The sequence below is a fragment of the Chryseobacterium sp. genome, from assembly GCF_029240215.1.
In the GTDB taxonomy this organism is placed as follows: domain Bacteria; phylum Bacteroidota; class Bacteroidia; order Flavobacteriales; family Weeksellaceae; genus Chryseobacterium.
Genome location: NZ_JARBTK010000004.1, coordinates 134,751 through 157,908, shown reverse-complemented (window position 1 = coordinate 157,908; position 23,158 = coordinate 134,751). Strand labels below are relative to the sequence as shown.

At 34.3% G+C, this 23,158-nt stretch carries 13 protein-coding genes and 2 tRNA genes; 8 read left to right on the top strand and 7 right to left on the bottom strand.

What is annotated here, in order from left to right:
* Nucleotides 1–275: 275 nt before the first annotated feature.
* The 3 genes from K0R77_RS10340 (at nt 276) to argS (ending at nt 6,953) form a co-directional block, all read left to right on the top strand.
* On the top strand, nt 276–3,299 hold the full coding sequence (locus K0R77_RS10340) for a SusC/RagA family TonB-linked outer membrane protein (protein WP_300351980.1): 3,024 nt from the start codon (nt 276–278) through the stop codon (nt 3,297–3,299).
* Between the two features lie 4 nt (nt 3,300–3,303).
* A complete protein-coding gene (locus tag K0R77_RS10335; RefSeq protein ID WP_300351978.1) occupies nt 3,304–4,791 on the top strand; it encodes a SusD/RagB family nutrient-binding outer membrane lipoprotein in 1,488 nt (495 codons plus the stop codon).
* A gap of 77 nt (nt 4,792–4,868) precedes the next feature.
* Nucleotides 4,869–6,953 carry an arginine--tRNA ligase gene (argS, locus tag K0R77_RS10330; protein WP_300351977.1) on the top strand — a complete coding sequence of 695 codons (2,085 nt, stop codon included), beginning with the start codon at nt 4,869–4,871 and terminating at the stop codon, nt 6,951–6,953.
* A 45-nt stretch (nt 6,954–6,998) separates the two neighbouring features.
* On the opposite strand, the gene K0R77_RS10325 is transcribed toward argS, so the two are convergent.
* The 5 genes from K0R77_RS10325 to ccoN all read right to left on the bottom strand — a co-directional run bounded on the left by K0R77_RS10325 (nt 6,999) and on the right by ccoN (nt 19,095).
* The gene (locus K0R77_RS10325; RefSeq protein WP_300351976.1) at nt 6,999–7,925 is read right to left on the bottom strand and encodes a YihY/virulence factor BrkB family protein; all 927 of its coding nucleotides are present in this window, start codon (nt 7,923–7,925) and stop codon (nt 6,999–7,001) included.
* Nucleotides 7,926–8,120: 195 nt separating this feature from the next.
* On the bottom strand, nt 8,121–10,472 hold the full coding sequence (locus K0R77_RS10320; RefSeq protein ID WP_300351975.1) for a BamA/TamA family outer membrane protein: 2,352 nt from the start codon (nt 10,470–10,472) through the stop codon (nt 8,121–8,123).
* Nucleotides 10,472–15,511 carry a translocation/assembly module TamB domain-containing protein gene (locus K0R77_RS10315; protein ID WP_300351973.1) on the bottom strand — a complete coding sequence of 1,680 codons (5,040 nt, stop codon included), beginning with the start codon at nt 15,509–15,511 and terminating at the stop codon, nt 10,472–10,474. Before K0R77_RS10315 ends, K0R77_RS10320 begins: the two co-directional genes overlap by 1 nt.
* Before the next feature lie 401 nt (nt 15,512–15,912).
* Entirely contained in the window at nt 15,913–16,791 is an 879-nt protein-coding gene (locus K0R77_RS10310; protein ID WP_300351971.1) for a cbb3-type cytochrome c oxidase N-terminal domain-containing protein, read from the bottom strand.
* Between the two features lie 24 nt (nt 16,792–16,815).
* Nucleotides 16,816–19,095 (bottom strand): cytochrome-c oxidase, cbb3-type subunit I, encoded by a 2,280-nt coding sequence (gene ccoN, locus K0R77_RS10305; RefSeq protein ID WP_300351969.1) that lies wholly within the window; start codon nt 19,093–19,095, stop codon nt 16,816–16,818.
* A gap of 183 nt (nt 19,096–19,278) precedes the next feature.
* Here ccoN and K0R77_RS10300 point away from each other — a divergent pair, with 183 nt between their 5' ends.
* Both K0R77_RS10300 and K0R77_RS10295 read left to right on the top strand, forming a co-directional pair.
* On the top strand, nt 19,279–19,572 hold the full coding sequence (locus K0R77_RS10300) for a helix-turn-helix transcriptional regulator (RefSeq protein ID WP_300351968.1): 294 nt from the start codon (nt 19,279–19,281) through the stop codon (nt 19,570–19,572).
* Nucleotides 19,573–19,738: 166 nt separating this feature from the next.
* Nucleotides 19,739–20,701, top strand: a complete 963-nt coding sequence (locus K0R77_RS10295) for a beta-1,6-N-acetylglucosaminyltransferase (RefSeq protein ID WP_300351966.1) — start codon at nt 19,739–19,741, stop codon at nt 20,699–20,701.
* A gap of 147 nt (nt 20,702–20,848) precedes the next feature.
* Here the strand turns inward: K0R77_RS10295 and K0R77_RS10290 are convergent.
* Nucleotides 20,849–20,919: transfer RNA gene (locus tag K0R77_RS10290), tRNA-Gln, on the bottom strand.
* Nucleotides 20,920–21,071: 152 nt separating this feature from the next.
* Nucleotides 21,072–21,142, bottom strand: a tRNA-Gln gene (locus K0R77_RS10285).
* Between the two features lie 97 nt (nt 21,143–21,239).
* On the opposite strand from K0R77_RS10285, the gene K0R77_RS10280 reads away from it, so the two are divergent.
* From K0R77_RS10280 to arfB, 3 genes are read left to right on the top strand one after another with little or no spacing between them, the layout of a single operon-like run.
* The gene (locus K0R77_RS10280; RefSeq protein WP_300351964.1) at nt 21,240–22,271 is read left to right on the top strand and encodes an AMP-binding protein; all 1,032 of its coding nucleotides are present in this window, start codon (nt 21,240–21,242) and stop codon (nt 22,269–22,271) included.
* Nucleotides 22,261–22,722 carry a hypothetical protein gene (locus K0R77_RS10275; RefSeq protein ID WP_300351962.1) on the top strand — a complete coding sequence of 154 codons (462 nt, stop codon included), beginning with the start codon at nt 22,261–22,263 and terminating at the stop codon, nt 22,720–22,722. Before K0R77_RS10280 ends, K0R77_RS10275 begins: the two co-directional genes overlap by 11 nt.
* Nucleotides 22,722–23,114, top strand: a complete 393-nt coding sequence (gene arfB, locus K0R77_RS10270; protein WP_300351961.1) for an alternative ribosome rescue aminoacyl-tRNA hydrolase ArfB — start codon at nt 22,722–22,724, stop codon at nt 23,112–23,114. Before K0R77_RS10275 ends, arfB begins: the two co-directional genes overlap by 1 nt.
* Nucleotides 23,115–23,158 lie beyond the last annotated feature (44 nt).

The following is a 23,158-nucleotide window of genomic DNA, read 5'->3' as shown; positions in this document are numbered from 1 at the left end:
TGTACTATTCGTTCAATTTTGCCTAAGATTTCATCAAGAATTACATTCATCTCTATAGCATGTTTGCTTAAAATTTTCTATTTGTCTCCTCATAACCTGCTTTGATATAAAAATATCACTTCTTTTTTAGCGATTTAATAAAAATTAACATTTTAAAATGTTTGAAAGATAGAAAAAATAAAACTATTATGAAGTAAATAACAAATTTTTTACTTTTTAACAGTTTTTTAAGAAAAAGTTTTACAACTTTGTTAACACAAAATTAATGTATAAATATGAAGAAATTAACATCAGGTATATTACTTGTAGTAATGTCCTCGTCTTTTATTGTTGCCAACGCCCAACAAACAAAGCCGAGTGATACCTTAAAAACACAAGAAATCGAAGGGGTAGTAGTTACCGCGCTTGGAATTAAGAGAGAAAAAAAATCCTTAGGCTACTCTTCACAGCAATTAAATGCAAATCAGGTAAATTCATCTCCAACTAATAATTTTTTAAATAATCTATCGGGCAAAGTTGCAGGATTAGATGTTAAAATGAATTCCAATTTTGGAGGATCTACCAATATCGTTATGAGAGGAATCAAATCCATAACAGGTAATAATCAGGCATTAATCGTAGTAGATGGTATTCCAATAAGTAATGCCAATTTAAATACAAATGATGCTAAAAATGCACGTGATGGATTTGACTTTGGTAATGCAGCATCAGATATTGATCCTAATAATATAGAGTCTGTAAACGTTCTTAAAGGAGCAGCAGCAACAGCTCTTTATGGCAGTTTGGCTGCTAATGGAGCTATAATGATAACCACAAAAAAAGGAAAGAAAAATTCAGGATTAGGTATTTCATATAGTTCTACGGTTTCTGTAGGAACTTTTGACAAATCTACATTTGCTAAATATCAGAAAGATTATGGCCAGGGTTATGGAGGAGAAGATAGCTCATACATAGGAGATATTAATGGAGATGGTATTGATGATGGTTTAATTGCATCTACAGGAGATGATGCTTCGTACGGTAATGCATTTAATCCTAATGTCTTAGTATACAACTGGGATGCTTTTATTGAAGGTCATCCAAATTATCAAAAGGCCACACCTTGGGTTGCCGCAAAAAACGACCCCACTAAGTTCTTCAAAAAAGCCTACTCTATGATCAATAGTATCGCATTGAATGGGGGAACAGAAAAATCAACATATAGTTTCGGATATACAAATAATTATGAAACGGGTATTCTTCCAAACAGCTCTTTGAACAAAAATACGATCACTGGAAATTTTTCTCATGACCTTTCGAGCAAATTAAAGACTAATGCTTTCGTTACTTTTACTAATCAAAGTACTATCGGCAGAAATAATGTAGGATATGGTGATAATATCATAGGTGGGTTCAGGCAATGGTGGGCAACAAATGTTGACGTTTTAGATTTAAGAGAGCAATACTTCAGAACGAAAAAAAATGCGACATGGAATATGATAAGCCCTACCGGAGGAAATTTAGCACCTAATTTTTGGGACAATCCTTACTGGAGTAGATATGAAAATTATGAATCTGATACAAGAAGAAGATTTTTGACTGGTGCATCACTTAGTTATGAGATAACTAAAAATTTAAATTTATTAGCAAGAGTCGGTATTGATTACACTAGGGATAAACAGGAAATAAGAAAAGCTGTTGGAAGCCACGCTGAAGAATTTGGTCTTTCACAGACAAATCAATCTTCCGGATACGAAATTTTCACAAGAGACTTCATGCAGCAAAATTATGATTTTATTGCTACATACGACATGAAAATTGGGGAGAAAGTTACCGGGAAGTTAACAGGTGGCTATAATTTCATCAAGAGAGATATTGAAGCTTTCAATGCATCTACTACCGGTGGACTATTAAAACCAAATTTCTATGCCTTGCAAAACTCTAAAACCTTTATTGCACCTATAGAGACAGACGTTCAGTATAAAAAATCTGGTGTTTACGGACAAGCATCATTCGATTATGATAGAACAATATTTTTAGAAGGATCTTACAGATATGATAAATCTACAGCATTACCTGCAGCCAACGGTGGCTATGGTTACTGGGCGTTGGGTACAAGTTTTATTTTCTCGGAATTAATTAAACAACCTTGGCTTAATTTAGGTAAGTTAAGATTGAATTATGCAGAAGTTGGTAATGATCCTGAACCGGGCAGATTTGGATGGTTAAATAATAATGGTGCTATATCTGATGCTGCGTTATTTGATCTTTCAAATACATATTTGGATTTCTCACAGCTAAGACCTGAAATTACTAAATCTTGGGAGGCAGGTATAGAATTGCAAATGTTTAAGAATAGATTAGGCTTAGATGTTTCAGTTTATAAAACCAATAGTACAGACCAAATTTTTTCTGTTCCAACTTCGGCAGCATCACAGTATTTATTTAAGATGATTAATGCGGGAGATTTAGAAAACAAAGGGGTAGAGGTAGCTTTAAGTGGAACTCCTGTCAAAACAGAAAATTTCGCTTGGAATGTTAATGTGAATTGGTCTAGAAACAGAAATAAACTAATCTATTTGGATGAAGGTAGAACCAATCTCCAATTGGCAAATTTCCAACATACATCATTAAATGCTACAGTAGGAGAAGCCTATGGAACTATACGTGGAACAGACTATGTTTACGATGGAAATGGTAACAAAGTAGTAGGAGATGATGGGTATTATTTGATAAATAACGATCAGGTTTTGGGTAATATACAAGCAGATTGGTTGGGAGGAATTTCCAATACATTTAAATATAAAAACTTTTCAGTAGGTTTTTTAATTGATATACGAAAAGGAGGTGATGTTTTTTCATTAGATCAAGCATACGGGCAGGAAACTGGTCTTTATCCTAATACGGTAGGTCTAAATGATTTAGGAAATCCTATTCGTAATACCTTAGATCAGGGAGGAGGAACAATATTACCAGGGGTTAAAGAAGATGGAACTCCTAATGATATCAGGATTGATGGTAGTTACTCAACAGGTATTTTTGGTTCAGTTAACCCTGAGAAAGCTTTCGTATATGATGGTTCTTATGTTAAATTAAGAGAAGCTTCCATTACCTATACCCTTCCCAATGAAGTTTTTAGAGGTACGGTCATAAGATCTGCATCATTTAGCCTGTTAGGTAATAATCTTTGGATTATTCATAAAAACCTTCCTATGGCTGATCCGGAAGCAGGATCTTCAGGAGGTAATGTACAAGGTTATCAGTCCGGAGTAATGCCTACTGTCAGAACCATATCGTTTAATGTAAAAGTTAATTTTTAAGATTATGAAAAAGTTTTTTTTATCAATATTTGCAATTTCCACTTTAGTCGCTTCTTGCGCTAGCGAAGATGATATTTATAATGATGATTCTCTGAAAGCTTATGAAGCTTCCGGAGAGTATTTCTTTGCCAATGCACAAAAAGAATTAGTAGATCAGCTTACCACACCAAGTGTGAATTTAAATGTATTTCGCTATTTCTCACAATATTGGGCAGCAACTACCTACCGTGCAGAATCCCGATATGATTTAACCACAAGAAATATCCCTGATAATCATTGGGATAATCTCTATGCGGAAGTTCTTGGAAATTTTAAGAAAGCAAAAGAGAATATTTTATTAGAAAGCAAACCAGCTCTGATGTCCGAAACTGAATGGAACAAGATACAGCAAAACAGAATTGCTATTATTGAGGTTTTAATGGTATATACTTATCAGGTTTTAGTAGACAGTTTTGGTGATGTTCCATATTCTCAGTCTTTAGACATTGTAAATACGCCATTGCCAAAATATGATGATGATGCTGCAATTTATCCTCAGCTTCTTATAAGATTAAATGCAGCAATTACTAAATTAGATGCAGGTTACGGGTCAATAACTCCTAATCAGGATTTGGTATATGCTGGAGATGTTTCTAAATGGAAATTGTTTGCAAATTCATTGAAAGCGAAAATTGCTATTAATTTGGCGGATGTTAACAATAGTCTTGCAAAATCTAGTATAGAAGAAGCGTATGCAGCTGGGGTAATTGAAAGTAACACAAATAATGCTTTACTTGCATACAATTCTTTTGCACCAAACTACAATTTAATTCATGAGGAATTAGTTCAAAGTAATAGAAATGATTTCGTTCCGGCTTCCGTTTTCGTAAACAAGCTTAATTCTTTAAGTGATCCAAGAAGACCAGTTTATTTCACTTTTAAAGATGCAGACCATGGAGGAACAACTTATGAAGGAGGGAATTATGGTTACCAAAATTTACTACCATATGATGAATCTTATTCTCATATTGGGGATAAAATAAAAGAACCAAATCTCCCGGGAGTTTTAATTGATGCTGCAGAAATCAATTTCATATTGGCCGAAGCCGCAGAAAGAGGATATTCTGTTGGTTCTGCTGCAACACATTATGAAAATGCAGTGAAAGCTTCATTGTCGTATTGGGGTATTTTACCGGCAGACATCACTGCTTATTATGCCCAGCCCAACGTTAATTACACTACTGCTCCTGGCATGTGGAAAGAAAAAATCGGGAACCAAGCGTGGATTGCCATGTATAACAGAGGGTTTGAATCGTGGACATTTTTCAGACGTTTAGATTATCCGGCTATTGTTGCACCTCCAAGTGCATATCCTGTAGCAGAAGGAAAAATTCCTGTGAGATTAACGTATCCATCTACAGAGCCTAACATTAATGGGGCTAGCTACCAAGCCGCTGTTGTAGCTATCGGAGGAGATAAGTTATCAACAAAAGTCTTCTGGGATGTAAATTAAAAACATCTTTAAGTTATATCAAAACCGCCTTCGGGCGGTTTTTTTATTTCCGTATATTTGTATTTCAAATTAGAATAATGAATATTAAAGATATCATAGAACAAAAACTGGCGGAGGTTATCCTTAATGTCTATCAGCTTAAGGATATACAACTTGAAATTCAGGAGAATAAAACTGAGTATGAAGGTGACTTTACAATAGTTACTTTTCCTTTGGTTAAACAATTGAAGAAAAATCCTGAAAGCATTGGTGTTGAGCTGGGAGAGGCTTTAACTGAGCAGACTGAATTGCTTGAAAGTTTCAATGTGGTAAAAGGTTTTTTAAATGTAAAAGTTAAAAATCAGTTTTTCGTTGACCAGTTTAAAATGGTAAGCAATCAATTTTCAACTATAGAAAAGAAGAACGAAACCGTTATGGTTGAGTATTCTTCTCCAAATACCAATAAACCCCTTCACTTAGGACACGTAAGAAATAATCTTCTAGGTTTTTCCGTAGCTCAGATTCTTGAAGAAGCCGGTTATGATGTGATTAAAAGTCAAATCATCAACGACAGAGGAATTCATATCTGTAAGTCAATGTTGGCTTGGGAAAAATTTGGCAAAGGAGAAACTCCGGAAATAAATAATATAAAAGGAGATCATTTTGTAGGGAACTATTATGTAGCATTTGATAAAGAGCTAAAAAGACAGACGCAAATTATTTATGAGGATTTTAGAATAAACAAGTTTGGCAAATTTGATACTCAAAAAAAAGAAGAGGTTTTAGCTTTAAATGAGAAAATTAATTTCCTTGAAAATAGGAAGAATGATCTACTTGAGACATCGAACTTCGAGCAGCTTTCTACACTGCATTGGCAATTTGAAAATCAGCTTGAGACTGTATTAGATTTAGAATTACCAGTTTCAGCAGTAATTAAAAGAGTAGAACAGATAATATCTAAAGAGAAAGTAAATTCTTTTGAGAAAGATTCAAAGAAATTTGTAATTATATTTAAGGATATATTAGATCTTGAGAATAAACTTGAAATTGAAAAATCGAATCTCAAAGAAATTTGTAAGGCTAGTTCAGAAATAATGAAAGAAGCTCAACAAATGCTTCTCGATTGGGAAAATGGCGATGAAAAAGTAAGAAATCTTTGGAATGAAATGAACTCATGGGTGTACAAAGGTTTCGGCGAAACTTACAAAAGACTGGGGGTGAATTTTGATCAGGTGCAGTACGAAAGCAATACTTATATTTTAGGAAAAGACCTTATTCAGGAAGGGTTGGATAAGGGAGTTTTGTATCAGAAAGAAGACGGCTCGGTTTGGTGTGACCTTACGGATGAAGGTTTAGATCAGAAACTTTTGCTTCGTTCAGACGGAACTTCCGTTTATATGACGCAGGATTTAGGAACGGCTGTACAGCGTTTTAAAGAAAATAATCTTCAGAAATTAATTTACACCGTAGGAAACGAACAGGATTACCATTTTCAGGTTTTATTTAAGATATTAAAGAAACTAGGCTACGAATGGGCAGATCAATTATTTCACTTATCGTATGGAATGGTTGAGCTTCCAAACGGTAAAATGAAATCCCGTGAAGGAACCGTGGTAGATGCAGATGAATTGATGCAGGATATGTTTGATATTGCAAAGTCCAAATCTGAAGAATTAGGAAAGTTAGAAAACTTTACCGAAGAAGAAAAGAATCATAATTACGAAAGTATTGGAATCGGGGCTTTAAAATATTTCATGCTGAAAGTAGATCCTAAGAAGAAAATGCTTTTCAATCCTGAAGAAAGTATTGATTTTAATGGAAATACAGGCCCGTTTATTCAGTATACTTTTGCACGTATTCAATCATTGCTGACAAAAGCAAATTTCGAAGCTAGAGAAACTGAGAGCATAGAATTAAGTCAGTCTGAAAAAGAATTGATCATGCAGCTTGCCAATTATAAAGGGATAGTTGCTAAAGCGGCAGAAAGTTTAAGCCCGGCTTTGGTAGCAAATTATTTATATGATTTGGTGAAATCTTATAATTCATTCTATCAGAATAATCCGATTTTGATTCAGGAAGATGAAAATATCAAGCAGGTTCGTTTAAATTTATCTTATTTAACCGCAAAAACCATTCAAAAATCATTACGATTACTGGGAATAGAAACGGTAAACAGAATGTAAAAATTAAATCCTCCCGAAATTTCAGGAGGATTTTGTTATTCAATTTTAAGTGATAGCACTCTCTGACTGACTGTCTTTGTAAAGTTTTGCACTGCTCCATTTGGCGTGTTTGGAAGGCATTATTTTGTATCCTTTTTTATAAGTATACACTTTTGTAAACTCTGCTCCGAAGAAAATCAGCATACAGGAGTAATTAATCCACATCATAATCAAAATGACTGTTCCTGCAGTTCCAAATGCCGAAGTTGGTTTAAACTGTCCGAAGTAAAGACTTAGCAAAAACTTACCGAGAGTAAATAGTGCGGCAGTTAACAAAGCACCTTTCCAGACTGATTTCCAGCTGATTTCCATATCAGGAAGTACTTTAAACATCAATGCAAATAATACGACAACGATGCCGAAGCCTATTACAAAATTGATGATTTCAACAATCAGATAAGTCTCAAGACCAAAATAGGTTGTGATAAAATTATTAAATAAGCTGATTAAAGAAGATAAAACCATGGTAATCATTAATAAAAATCCTAAAATCAGAATCATCCCCAGTGAATTAGCTCTGTCTAAAAGGAATTTTACCAAAGCTTTCTTTGGTGCAGCTTCTACATCCCAGAGATTATTCAAAGATTTTTGCAGTTGGAAAAACAGAGTCGTAGAACCATAAACTAATGATCCGATTCCAATTATTTTCATAAAAATATTTTCTTTGTCAATCAATGCTCCGGCAATCATATCCTGAATGCTTTTTGCCACATCTTGTCCCATTAATCCGCTGATTTGAGTGCTTATTTGCCCGCGAATCGCCTCTTCTCCAAAGAAATATCCGGCAATCCAGATAATGATAATCAGTAAGCCGGGAATCGAAAAAATAGCATAATATGCAAGACTTGCCGAATCATTTGATGCGGAAGAATTATTCCATTCTGCGAAGGTTTCTTTCACGGTTTCCCAGAAAAATTTAAGTTCTTTTAGCATTTTCTTTAGAAATTTATTATTGGTATTATGATGATTTGCGATTAGTAATAATATCAATCTTTCACAGTTCTGTCATTGACTCCGATTTCCATAGGAATCTAATCATGATTAAATAACAATGTTGAGATTCCTGCGAAATGACAAACTTTATATTTATTTAAATTGTTTTTAGATAAACCAATTGTCAATAAGCATTTAAAAAGGATATCCGATCGCTATATTCAGGATAAGATTGTCTCTTCTCCAACTAGAATCCCCAAAATTGATTTTATCAAAAGCCCATCGATCACTTTTTTCGTAATAAGGAACTCTCAGGGGCATTGCAAGGTCAAGTCTCAGAATCAAAATTGAAAAATCAAGTCTCAGACCAACACCTGCACCAACGGCAATTTCGCTTAAAAATTCTTTAGAAAATTTTCCGCCCGGTCTTGTAATCTGTCCTTCGTTATTGAGTTCATCATTGATCAACCAGATATTTCCTGCGTCTGCAAATACGGCAACATTTAAGAATTTATAAATATTGGCCCGATATTCTGCATTTAATTCTAATTTTACATCACCTGCCTGATCAAACACAAAGCCACCATTTTGTTGTTGTGGTCTCGGATCATAACTTCCCGGTCCCAAAGTTCTCGCACGGAAAGCACGAATACTGTTGCTTCCTCCTACAAAAAACTGTCTCGAAAACGGAATATGTTCTGAATTTCCGTAAGGCACAGCAACTCCGGCAATAAATCTTGAAGCGAAGGATGTTTTTTCGTTGAATTTGTGATAGAATCTTACGTCATTTTCAATTTTTGCATACTGACTGAAAGGAACTCCGAAGATTGTTTTTTCTTTTCCTTCTTTCGCATTAGCTCCTGTTACAAGTCCTGTGATGTTTCCTGCCAGATCAAGCATTCCTTTATAATAGAATGTGTTTTTGCGGGGAAGCATTGTGGTGGAATAGGTATAAGAATAAGTGGGTCCGAATATTAATTGCTGATCTACAACTCTTTCCAAATATGGATTTTGTTGATATTTTGCAGTATATTTCGGAGTAACATTCGCCGGATCAATTAATGAAATATCAATTAGTTTAAGTTCGTGTTCTTTTCGTACATTTTCTTTCCACTGATAACCGAATGAGGCGTTGAATGTATTTAAAGTATATAAAGTTGTACGGTTCTGAAACTCATATCCGAGCTGAATATTCGTTCTCGGGACAAATGAACTCGAAGAATTGAAACGGAAAGGTGCAACAATTCTCGGAATAGATAATTGTGCATTCGCACCTGCTCTGAAAATATTTTCTGCATCTGCAGGACCACCGATCTGAACATCAAAAGCGCCGTAAACAGAAGCTTTAAACTGCTCTGCACCGCGGAAGAAATTTCTTTGAGTCCAGTTTAAATTTAATTCACTTCCTGCATAATTCGCAGAATTGGTTCTTCCTAAAGCTTCCAAACGTAACGATTGCAATTCTCTCGGAGTCAGAATATAATAGGCATCAAACTTATGATTTAAAGAATCTGAAACAACAAATTCATTTTTTACAAATTTAAAAACACCAAGACTGATCAATCGGTTCAATGACAAATTGTGATCTTTTCTGTTGTAAATATCGCCTTTGTCAAAATATAAAGCACGGTCAAAAATTTTCGGCTTAAATTTTTTATCAGGATCAACGACATAGATATCATTGTATTCATATTTTTTCAACGAATCAGGATTCATCGGAATATCATATTTCCCTTTTTTAGCATCACGAAGATTGTAATTCGGGAACACAACCACTTTATCAATCGTGAATTGCTCAGTTGCGAGTTTCGGAGTGTTGTCTTTCAATTTGACGATCATTTCGACTTTATGATCTTTACTCACCGTACTGTCTGCCTGAACGATAATATTGTCGGGATTGAAATAATAAAAACCTTTGTCTTTCAAACCGTCATCAATTCGCTGTCTTTCAGATTTGATGACATCAAGGTCAAAAGGATTTCCGGCTTTTAATAAGGTTTTGCCTTTTAAATTCTGGATTTCCTGATTGATAAGACTTGAATCCTGCACAAAATTGACATTGCTGATGAGATATTGTGCTCCGGGATTTAAAGTATAAATTACTCTTGCTTTTTTATTTTTTGAAACCGTATCGTACTTTGCTTTTGCATTAAAATATCCTTTGTTTTCAGAATAATTGACAATGATATCTTTGTTGAATTCTCTGTCGACATCTCCCAACAAAACGGGTTCTTCTCCAAACTTATATTTCAGCCAATATCTCAACCCTTTTTCTTTCTTCGGTTCTTTTGTAGCATTGTAAGCATACAGTTTTGGTCTTAATCCAAAAAAAGATGAATTGGGTTTTGGTGTTAAATTTTCTTCGAGAGCAGCTTTTAGTTCATTTTTTTTCTTTTTGGGAAGCGTGTCATTTTCAATATTTACTTCTGCTCCTGTATAAAGCATTTGTCCTTCCTTCAGAAATTTAGTATTGCTGCAAGAGACAACTGCTGCAGTAATTCCCGATGCCAAAAAATATTTACAGTATATATTAAACTTATTTTTCATTATTTAAACTCTACGACTTGGTTATCCTGTTTTTTCTTGTTCTCTCTGTTTTCCCTGTTTCGATTATTTCTCGACTTTCTGAAAATATCTCTGAATTTATCATAATCCAATGTGATGATAAATCCGACTCCCGTTTCTACGATTTGTCCCTGTAATGCAACCTGATAATCATTTTTACGGTACGCACGAAGCATATATCTTCCGTCTCGTGAAAGGCTGTAATCTACCGTAACATCTCCTGCAATATTGGTGGTATTTTCGTTTTGTCGGGCTTCACCTTCCAGTCCGAAATTACTTCCAACAGAAACTTTCAGTCTATCATTCAATAACCTTTTGCTCAGACCTATGTTCAGGTCAGTTCTGGTATTTTGTGTTCCGGTAGAGTAATCTTCGGAAGATTCAAGATCAAAATTCAGATCAACTCCTTTTATAAGATCCGAAGCCAGATTATTCAGTTGCTGAGAAAGAATTTTACTTACACTTTGTCTTGCCATCGTTTCTGCAGAAAGCCCGGAATTGCTTTGAAACGGATTTTCACCAATGAAACGATTCAGTAATAGCAATGCAAAAACTTGCTTGTTCATTTCATTTTCATCTTCTCTCAGCTGAGCGAGTTTAGCATCCACAGCATCAGTAACGAGTGATGAAACTGCATTGTTTTTTTCTTCTGTAGTAATGTCAAAACTAATTTGTGGTTTTAGTAATTCACCTTTCAAAATTAACAATGTATTGAATGGTATTCTCTGCTTAAACTGGTTGAGTTCCGAATCATTATATTGTTGTTCTACAAGATCAATCGGGGCAGTTTCGGTTTTATAAATTGCGGTAATATCGAGATTGGCGGTTGTGGGTTCACCTGTCCATGTGATTGTACTTCCTTTTTGGATGTCAAATTTTCTTTTCAGAACACTTACAGACATTTCGTAGCTTCCTTTTTCTACTTGGTAAACTCCTACCAAAGTTGTTTTTCCTGAAGGATCAATTCCACCGGTCAGATCAGCTTCACCCTGAAGCTTGACGAAATCTCCGGCTGCTTTATCAATAACGATTGACATTTTTGCTTCTTTATCGACTTCAATGTTTACGCTCAGATCCATTCCTTTAATCGGGCTTTGTGTATCGATAGAATCTGCTTTGATTGTTTTGTTTAAAGCCACCTGATCCTGATCAATAAATTCTACAATTCCGTCTCTTTCTTGTAAAGAAGGGCTTGATTGTGGTAAGACAAAAGTAAAATCGGTGTCTTTGGAAACTGCAAGTCTTCCGTCAACTTTTGGCAGATTGAGGTTTCCACGTACCTTCAATGCTGCGTCGATAGACAGAATTCCGTACATCATTGCATCGTTTGATTTTTCAGAATTTACCACCTTGAAATCTTTAGCATTCACATCAAGATTAAATGCAAAATCTCTGTACGTCTGCGTCAGAACCTGTCCGTCAATATTCAGAGAATTTCCGTCTTTATCGTTGATCTTGAAGTTGTCAAATTCAATTCCTCTGTTAGTAAATCCTATTTTATCGTTGATATTTCTAAAATCACTTCCAGTCTGTGAAATCATTAACCCAACATTATTCAGCTTTAAATCTCCCAAAATCTTCGGCGCAGTCGTCGTTCCGGTAATTTTTAGATCTCCGGAAAGATAGCCTTCCGTATTGGTAATGGCATTCATAGAAAAGCCTTGTAAAGTTTTCATCTGAAGCTGATTCATATCTAAATCTAAATCAAAAGTACTTGCCGAAGTATTATAATTTCCTGTGATTTTCACATCATTACTGTTCCCTGAAAGCGCAATATCGGCATTCAGAAGATTAGCAGATTGATTATTGACTTTAATCGCTAAATTTCCAACGGGACTTCCGTAAACGATCAGATCAGAAACATTGATGTCTGAAGTGAACGTCATATTTTTGGTTAAATCTCTCAGTTGCGCCGTTCCGTTGATGGTTCCTTTTGCCAAAAGAGAATCTTTTTTAATGATCTCAGTAATTGTTTCGATTTTAAAATCTTTTAACGAAACATTTAAAGGACTGCTTGGAGAATTGCTTTCCGATTGCAAAGAAATCTCAGCTCCTGCATTGGAAAGTGTAAAATTATCCGCAACAATTCCCTGACTGAAAATTTGGATCTTATTGTTTTCGGCAACCGTCCAATCCATATAATTCAGTTTTAAACCATTTGGATTTAATGAAATTTCGGTGATGTCATTCATTGATTTTGCATTTCCTGCAATTAAAAACTGGGTGACATCTTTATCATCTTTTGTCGTGATGTTGTAATTGATAATATTGTTGGCAACATCACCATTGATATTGACTTTATTTAAAGCAAAACTCTCACTTTTTAAAGCTGCAACACTCAAATCATACTGTAAAGCCTGATTTTCATTAGTTATTTCGAGTGAAGTGCTTTCAAGTGTATTCGTTCCATACAAAACCTGCGGAATTTGTGCGTCAATTAAAATTTGCTGAGAATCTGCATTGTAATTTCCGTTGATATTGATCGTCTCAAAGCTTTTCAATTCCGGAACAAATTTTCTGATCAGATCATCATTTTTGATTTTTGCATTGAAAGTAAAAAACTGTCCTGCATCAATTTTCTGTGCTTTTCCGGGCTTCTGGAATTGATAATACTGATTGATTGTTTGTTGTAATGCACCAAAAATCTGGGTCAGTTTATATTTTCCGTTCAGTTCTACATCCGCAATCTGAGAATTGAATTTTATTTTTGTGGAATCTGCCGTAGAAACAGCCAATAAATTAACTTCCTGAATAGGATAAACTTCTTTCGTGTCTGAAACGGCAAAATCTTTAAGATTGAGATAACCATTTAAATTATCGGGATCCAGGCTTTTAAAATCACCGTCAATTGCTCCTGCGATGATCATTGGTGAACTGTAAAATCCTAATTTATTTAAATCTAATTTATTGATGTTTCCATTGATTTTTACAGTCGGATTTTTGTCGGTATACACTCCGGAAGCTGTCAATTGTAAATTGGCATTCGGGTCCTTTGAATTGAGAATGACGTTGTAGGCTCCACGATTGATTTTTCCAACCAGATTCATATTCTGATAACGGTAACCTTTGTATGTCGCAGACTGAACAAAACCTTTAAGATTGGCATTTGCATTTTTAAAGTCAAAGCTTTCTCCTTTCGCAGAAATCTGCGCAGTAATTGATCCTAAATCTTTATTCTGAATAATTTTTCCGATCTGTAAGTTCTGAAGATTGGCTTTTACATCATATAATTCACGGTTTTTTCTTCGCATATCAACTTTAACGATAATTCCGGCATTTCCGAGAGTTGAAGTAAGACGTAAATTGGTGTCCACAACTTTGGTCGTTCCTTTTGCAGTTCCTTTTATTGTAAAGAATGACGGTAAAGTAATGTTTTTCGGAATCGTATTTTTCGGAACTAAATTGTAAATCGTTTTAGCGGATGAAGAAACTTCTGCAATTTTTAAATCGTAATATAGATTATCAGGATTCATCGCATTTTTAATTCTTCCTGAAGCTGCAACTTTCAACCGATCCAAACCGGAAACTTTCAGATTCTGAATGGCAATATCATTAATCGTTCCTTTTAAAATCGCATTGACATTTAAAGTCGAATTCGGATATTTATTGAATGGAGCAGTATTTCTCAGGCTCGGAACCAAGTTTAAAATATCTGAAAATCCAACTTTAGAATCACGGATGTCTGCTGAAATTTTCACAGCTCCCGGATTTGCAGAAAGTTGTTCAATTGAATTGTAATTTAAAATAATTTCGTCTCTTAAAACCGTTTTCGGAGTTTGTAAATACAAATTTTTCAAATAAGCCTGTTCTGCTTCATAGACAAAGTCGGTATTGAATTTCTGAACATTCAGACCTCTCGCTTCCTGTATTTCGGCAGATTTTACACTTCCTGCAAAACCATTGTTTTCCATTTTAAAATTTCGGACATCAAGATTTAATTTTGCAAAATTCAAATGATTAAAATCCATTCCGCTTTTGGTTGGAGCGACTGCGGTATTATTGTAAGCGACTTTTACATCATCAAGAATCAGTTTTCCTAAAAGAACTTTCATTGCTTTTTCTTTCGCTGAATTTTTTGATGTATCTGATTCTGCTTTTGTGTCTTTAGGATTTGCGTTTGCTGTCGGAAGATAAAGATTGGCGTTAATGTTTGCGCCTGTCAGATAAACATTTCCAACGTTGTAAGATTTGTTTTCAAGATCAAGATCGTTGATATTGGTGCTTAGTTCTTTGAAGAGAACTTTAGCAAATGTTTTGGTATTGTCGTCACCGTAATCGATGTTAAAATTGGTCAGTTTAATTCCGCTTAAACCTAATTTCATCGGTTTTTTCTGATTGAGAGAATCTACTTTTTGTTCTACATTATCTGCAACTTCTTCTATAAAGTCCTGTTTTAGTTTTAATTTTAATCCGTCAAGATTGATGTCGTTGACAGCGTAAGAATTATTCTGAAGATCAAATGTCTTTACTCTGGTATCGAACGAGTTGAAATAAACTTTGATGTCATTTTTTGACTGTTGATCATTAAAAGTCAAACCAATATCTTTCAGTTTAATTTTATCAAGTGAAATAATGAATGGTTTTGATGTGCTTTCTTCTTTGTCTGAAGTGGCAAAGGCATCAATAATGTAATCAAAATTGAATTTTCCGTCTGGTTTCCTCACCACGTTGGCTCTTACGCCTTCGAGATCAACCGAAGTAATGTCCGCTTTTGAATTGATCAGTTTCCACATATCGAGACCAACGTCAAATTTTCTTACCGCCAGAAGTGTATCGATATTCTGACCTTTCAAATACAAGTTCTCCATAACTAGACTGTTCGGAAAACCGATGTAAACTTTTTCGAGACTTACTTTTGTTTTTATTTTTTTCTCAAGGTAAACGACAAGCTTATCTTTCACGTAATTCTGAACAGCAGGAATTCTCAGACTGAAAATAGCGAGAATAAGGATAACAAGTATTGAAATAATCGTGATCGCAATACCTTTAATTATTTTTTTAAAGTTTATTTTTCTTTTCAATTTTATATGATTTAGACTGATGTAAATAATTACTCTTAAGGATAATAGTGTTAAAACTATCTTAATTATAAGTGTTTATGAATTAAATTTTATCAGTAGAAAAATAAGAATGTAGGAATATTTTCATGATTATCTTTTTATGATTTAGTTATTGAAAAAAACTTTTGTTAAAAACACCTGCAATATGTTTGCCAACCCGCCTTAAATCATATTAAATTGAATAATAACTAAAAAATAAAACCTGCTCAGAGAACAGGTTTTAGATAGAAAATGCCCCTATTGAAGTTAAATATTTAGAGAATATTTAAAAAGTGAATAGGTTTTCAGATGTTAGTCGGATACAACAGGGACATTATTCTGATGGAGGTTTTTACTTCATAGTTGATATATTTATTAGAGATTTATTCTTGCCATTTTGCAACTTCCCCTTGTGGAGCAGCACCGCCCTGATCTTCTGTAACAGGTTTTTTTTCCTGATTGATGTGATAAATGTAAGCGGCTATTTTCTCAGCATCTTTTCCTGTGATGGTTCCTTCTTTGATGAAAGGTCGCATTGTAGGATTGTTGGGTGAGCCGTTTTCGAGCATCCAGAAAACATTTCTGAAAACATTTTTTTCTTTGATGTTAATCCAGTTTTTGTCGGTAAGATTAGGTCCTATTCCGCCTTTTCCACCTTCAGAATGACAGGTTACACAGTTGGTTTTGAAAAGTTGTTCACCTTCTGAGATATTATCTGCACTATATTTTGCCGTTTCAAGGTTGATGGCGGGTGCGCTTTTTTCGTATTCTGCGATGGATGCAAGCTGCATTTTAGCTTCCTGATCATATTCTGCTTCGGGATGAGCGTAATCTGTAAATGCAAATGCGATCATGTAAACGGCACAGAAAGCAATTCCGAAATAGAAAAGACCGATCCACCATTTGGGTAAGGAATTATCAAGTTCAGTAATCCCGTCGAAACCGTGATCGATAAGAATGTCTTTTTCTTCAGACTGAGATTGTTTTTTAAAGGCTGAATTCCAAAGTTTTTGGAAGTAAGGAATTGATTTTTCTTTTAGAAACAATTGTTTCTCTTCTTCAGAAAGCTTTTTAAAATTTTCATTTTCAACCAAATCTTCTATTGAATTCATTATTAAAATAAGAATGGTGACAATAAGAAGCAATGCCCAGAAAAACGGTGATGTAAGATACCCTGAATCCTGCGTGAACATCTCGAATGCCATAATGGTTAAGCCCAATGTTACAGCAATATATATTGAAATTGGAGTTCTCGTTTTCATTGTATTAAAAATTTTTACGATTCATTATTTTACGCTTGCAGTTTTGATGTCTGTCGTTTTGATATCGGTTCCCAATCTTTGCAGATAAGCGATCATAGCAACGATTTCTCTTTGTTCAAGCGGGATAAAAGCATTTCCTTTTGCTGCTTTTTCTTTTTCCATCTGATCTTTTACATCGGTTGCTTCGGCATAAATTCTTTTAACGATTCCTTTCGACTGATTATCTGCCCATCGATCAGCAGAATCAATTTCTGCTTTTGTGTATGGTATATCGAAAGTGTTTTTCATTAGTTTGATTTTATCAGTCATCTGAGAGCGGTCGAGTTTATTGGTAATCAACCAAGGAAAACGAGGCATAATTGAACCTGCGGAAGTGATTCTCGGGTTATACATATGCTTGAAGTGCCATGAATCCGGGTTTCTGTCGCCTTCTCTGTGAAGATCTGGCCCGGTTCTTTTCGATCCCCATAAAAACGGTCTGTCGTAAACGAACTCCCCTGCTTTAGAATACTGTCCGTTTTTACCGTCAAATCTCATCACTTCATCACGGAAAGGTCTGATCATTTGCGAGTGACATGAGTTACAGCCTTCACGGATGTAGAGGTCTCTTCCTTCAAGTTCTAATGGTGAATAAGGTTTTACGGCTGAAATCTGAGGTAAATTACTTTTTACAGTCAATGTCGGAACGATCTCCACCAAACCACCAATTGCGATAGCAATAAAAGCTAATATGGATAATAGGTGAGGAGTTCTTTCCAGCCAGAGATGTACGCCTTCGCCTTCTTTTCTTGATGAACCAACATTCGCCAAAGCCGGAGCTTCTGCAGGAACATTTTTCTGAAACGAACCTTTTCTGATGGTTTTGTAAACGTTGACAACCATTAAGACAGCTCCGCATAAATAGAATAATCCACCTAAAAATCTTAATTTAAAATAAGGAATAATTGCAGTTACAGTATCGAGCCAGTTTTTCCATAATAAAGTTCCGTCCGGATTAAATTGTTTCCACATCAAACCTTGGGTAAATCCTGCGATATACATCGGGACTGCGTAAAAAATAATTCCTAAAGTTCCCATCCAGAAATGCCAGTTGGCAAGTTTTTTAGACCAAAGTTCGGTTCTCCACATGATCGGAATCAGATAATAAACGACTCCGAATGCCATGAAGCCATTCCATCCTAACGCTCCTAAATGTACGTGACCGATAACCCAGTCTGTATAATGACCGATTTTATTTAAAGATTTTGTTGCTAAAAGCGGTCCTTCGAAAGTTGCCATTCCATAACAGGTTACAGCGACTACGAAAAATTTAAGAATAGGATTTTCTCTTACTTTATCCCAGGCTCCGCGTAATGTGAGAAGACCATTTAGCATTCCTCCCCATGAAGGAGCAATCAGCATAATTGAAAACCCAGTTCCTACAGCTTGAGCCCAAGCCGGAAGTGCGGTGTATTGAAGATGATGTGGACCTGCCCAGAGATAAACGAAAATCAGTGACCAGAAGTGAATAATTGATAATTTATAGGAAAAAACAGGTCTGTTGGCTGCTTTTGGCATAAAATAATACATCAATCCTAAAACCGGTGTTGTCAGTACAAAAGCTACCGCATTGTGTCCGTACCACCATTGTACAAGTGCATCTTTTACTCCCGCATAAGCAGAGTAGGATTTCCAGCCTGTAAATGATAACGGAACTTCAAGATTGTTGAAAATATGGAGCATGGCAACTGCAATCCAAGTCGCAATATAAAACCAGATAGCCACGTAAAGGTGTCTTACTCTTCTTTTGGCAATCGTTCCGAACATATTGATTCCGAAAATTACCCACGAAAATGTAATTAAAATATCAATCGGCCATTCGTGCTCTGCATATTCTTTTGAGGTGTTGATTCCCATTAAAAAGGTGATTACAACAGCGATGATCATAATTTGCCACGTCCAGAAATGAACCCAGGATAAAGTATCACTGTACATTCTGGTTTTTAAAAGTCTCTGCATACTGTAATATGCACCGCAGAAAAATGAATTACAAACGAATGCGAAGATCACGGCACTTGTATGAAGCATTCTGATTCTTCCAAACCCTAAAGCTCCCTGCGAATTGATGAGTCCTTGAATGTTTCCGCTTTTTAAACTCTGAATAGTCGTATCATCTGTTCCAAATAAAAATTCAGGTAATTCGGGATAAAAAAGCATTAATGCAGCAGTCAGTCCCAGGATAAATCCGATGATTCCGAATACGATTGTAGCATAGAGGAATGCTCTGACAATATTATTGTCATAATTAAATTTTTGCGTCTCCATAATTCCAGTTGTGTAGTAGAGTATGAATTTATTTCTTTGAAAACCCTTTAACAAAAAGCTTCTGTTGAACAGAAATAAATATCATAATATAAGTCTAATGTTTTGACAAAGGTATTTAGTAACTTTGTCTGAGGCTAATAGATAAACTTCTAAAATATACCAAAAACTACTAAAACAAAAGCTATGAAAGTATGCGGACAAAACATCAGAAAAATCCGAAGAAGTAAAGATTTTACCCAGGAATACATGGCTTTTGAAATGGGGATTTCTCAGAAAGCCTATTCGGATATTGAAAATTCTAAAGTGAAAATCAATCTGGAAATCTTAACGAAAATTTCAGACATTTTAGAAATTAAACCCTCCGACATCTGCAGTATTTCGCACAAATGTTCGGGTGATGATTATGAAGATAAATTCAATGATCTACTTGAATATATGAAGCAAAATAACCTTCCAATTCCTGAAAGTTATCAATGATTTTGAACTTTGAGATTTTATTTACTATAAAAAAATCCGGCATAACTTAGTGGTTGGTTTGATTATTTTCAATGAATTGATTTTATTTTTCGTATATTTATAAAAATGTCTATTAATACTTTATAAAATAAGTTGTAAACATTCATAATTTTTAAATTATATTAAAATGAAAAATGTTTACATAAGCGAAAGCGACGGACATAATATTAATGATGTCCCTCTGAAGTCTATAAATATTGCCTATTTAATTTTAGTACATCGTTTACCTGATCAATTCAAAAAACTTTTCAGAGCTATCTACGAACCCACAAACTTTTATCTCATACATATTGACAAGAAAGCAAATCAGGAAATAGGTGAAGAAGTAAGAAGCTTTCTTGAAAAATATCCAAATGTACATATTCTCAATCATGAAAATGTTGTGTGGGGCGGATACAGCATGGTTCAGGCTGAACTGGACGGGATGAAATACCTTCTTGACATGAATGCAGAATGGGACTATTTTATTAATTTGAGCGGACAGGATTACCCTTTAAAATCTCAAAAAATAATTAAAAATTTTTTATCAAAAAATAACGGTAAGAGCTATATTAAGATTGCCAATCAGGAAAAAGCTAGACCTGAAACAATGAATAGAATTGAAAATTATTTTGAAGAATCAGAAGGTAAAATATCAGACAAAACTCATAAAAGAGATTTTATGAAAAATATAATTCCCTACATTGGAGGTCAGTGGATGATTTTAACGAGAGATTGTTGTGAATTTATTATAAACAGTACAGAAGTAAAAAAGTTTGAAGATTATTATTTAAATACTTTAATTCCTGATGAGTCTTTCTTTCAGACAGTTTTGATGAATACATCATTTATCGGAACATTGGTCGATGATGATAAAAGAGCGATAATCTGGATTCCTGACGGAGATATTAAATTGCGTCCCAAAACCTTCACGAAAGCAGATCTGGAATTTCTTCAGAAAGGGAACCATCTTTTTGCCAGAAAGTTTGATGATAATGTTGACGAAAATATAATTAATTATATTAAAACTGATCATGAAAAGCCTTTAAAAACAATGGTTAAAATAACTGATGTAAAAAATATGAGCAGAACTTTCAACCATCTGAACTAAATTGAAATCATTATAACATGACCTTGATTCACTTGAGTCAAGGTTTTTTTATTGCTAAAATAAAATTTCCGGACCAATATAAATCACAAGATGAAGGTTTCCAGTGTTTTTTAATCAAAAAAACCACCCTTTAAAAAGGGTGGTTTGTAGACCCACAGGGATTCGAACCCCGGATAACGGTACCAAAAACCGGTGTGTTACCACTACACTATGGGTCTGTGTTATTTTTGGTGGTGCAAATTTACAGTTTTTTTCTTTATCTGCAAGTAATTGTTGATGAAGTTTGATTTTTTTAATATTAATGATCAAATGTGATCATTAATCAGAGTTTTGTGAAAAACAAAAACCACCCTTTGAAAAGGATGGTTTGTAGACCCACAGGGATTCGAACCCCGGATAACGGTACCAAAAACCGGTGTGTTACCACTACACTATAGGTCTGTTTTATTTGGTGATGCAAATTTACAGTTTTTTTGTTTACTTGCAAATCGTTTTTTTATTTTTTTTAAATTTACATCATATTTTTAGCAGCATAATCATGGTGATTGACTTCAATAATCTCGAAATTAATAATTTACATTCCCATACAGAATTTGAAAAAAAAGTGATTTTTTTTTTAGAAGAATGGCTCTCAGATTCTGAAAGAGTAAAAGTTCAGACTTCGGGTTCTACCGGAGCTCCGAAAATTTTCGAAATTGAAAAAACTAAAATGCTGAATTCTGCAAGGATGACGTGCAGTTTTTTAGGCTTAAATGAAGATGATAAAGCACTGATTTGTCTTCCAGTCGAATACATTTCCGGGAAAATGATGGTTGTACGGTCTTTTGAAAGAAAATTGAAATTGATTGTCAAAAATCCGTCTTTAGAACCTTTAAAAGATTTGAATGAAACAGTTGATTTCTGTGCAATGACACCTTTGCAGGTTCAAAACTCATTAGATAAAATTCATTTGATTAACAATTTAATTATCGGTGGTGCGGCTGTTTCCGAATCTTTAAAGTCGACAATCAGTCAAAAGCTCAGACATTCAAACAGTATGACAAGAATCTACGAGACTTACGGAATGTCAGAAACTCTTTCTCACATAGCCTTGAAAGAGATTTTTCCTTTAGCAGATAATTATTTTACGGTTTTTGAAAATATTTCTATTTCTAAAGATGAAAGAGGTTGCCTGAAAATTTTTGCTCCCGATTTGAATTCAGAAATTTTGCAGACTAATGATTTAGTTGAAATTAGCAATGATAATCAATTTAGATTTTTAGGAAGAATTGATCATGTGATCAATTCCGGCGGTGCAAAAATATTTCCTGAAGCATTGGAAACATTGGTGAAAAAAGAAATTCAGAATGAAGTTGTTTTTTTAGGATTAAAAGATGAAAGCTTGGGACAAAAATTAATTGCGGTGATTGAAGGAAAGGAATCTGAGGATTTAATAAAGAAAATAACTGAAATTCAGTTTGAAAGAAGTTTTCATAAACCGAAAGAAATTATCTTTGTTGATGAAATTCCCAGAACTGCAAATGGAAAAGTGAACAGGATCCAACTAATGAAAATTTTACATGAAAAATAGATATAAAATCCCAATTATGTTGATTCTTTTTGTCATAATGGTTTATCAAATACAAAAATGGGGAGCACAAGAATATAAAAAAGATTCTTTGGATTTGAAAAATGATTTTAAATTAAAAGGTATAGTCGATTCTTTTCATATTTCAAATAATCATTGCTTTGCTGTAATTTACATGAGCAATTTTGAGTCTAATTTTAATTATTTTAATCCAAAAAAGAAAAAAAAATATTTTCCATATGCCATAAAAGGTGAAAATGCGGAAATCTACACTCAGGTTTGCGGAAGTCAAATTAATTCGGGGGATTCTGTAATTATTGATTCGAATAAAAGGACGGTGTTTTTTAAGACAAAGCCAATCGGCAATCATGAAGGAGACATTAATTTTGTACAAGGAGATATTGGATATATCAAAAAGAAGTCACAATTGTTTCCTGAAAATTTTTTAAAATAATGAAAGATTTCTCAAAAGAACTGAATTTCAAAACTTCCCGCAGCAGCGGAGCAGGAGGTCAGAACGTGAACAAAGTAGAGACTTCTGTTACTGTAACATGGAAAGTGGATGATTCGGAATTTTTTAATGAGAGACAGAAAAGTTTAATCAAAGAAAAACTTAAAAACAGAATCAATCTTGAGGGATTTTTATTTCTAACTGTTTCAGAAAGCAGAACGCAGCTTCAGAATAAGAAAATTGCTGTTGAGAAAATTCTTGATCTGGTAGATCAATCTTTAATTATTCCAAAGTTCCGGGCAAAAACAAAACCTACGAGGTCTTCGGTAGAAAAGCGTATTCGGCAGAAAAAACAAAATTCAGATAAAAAAGAAAACAGACGTTTTAAATTTTAATTCTCCGTATTTGGAAAAAATGTATTTTTGCGGAAAATTGATGA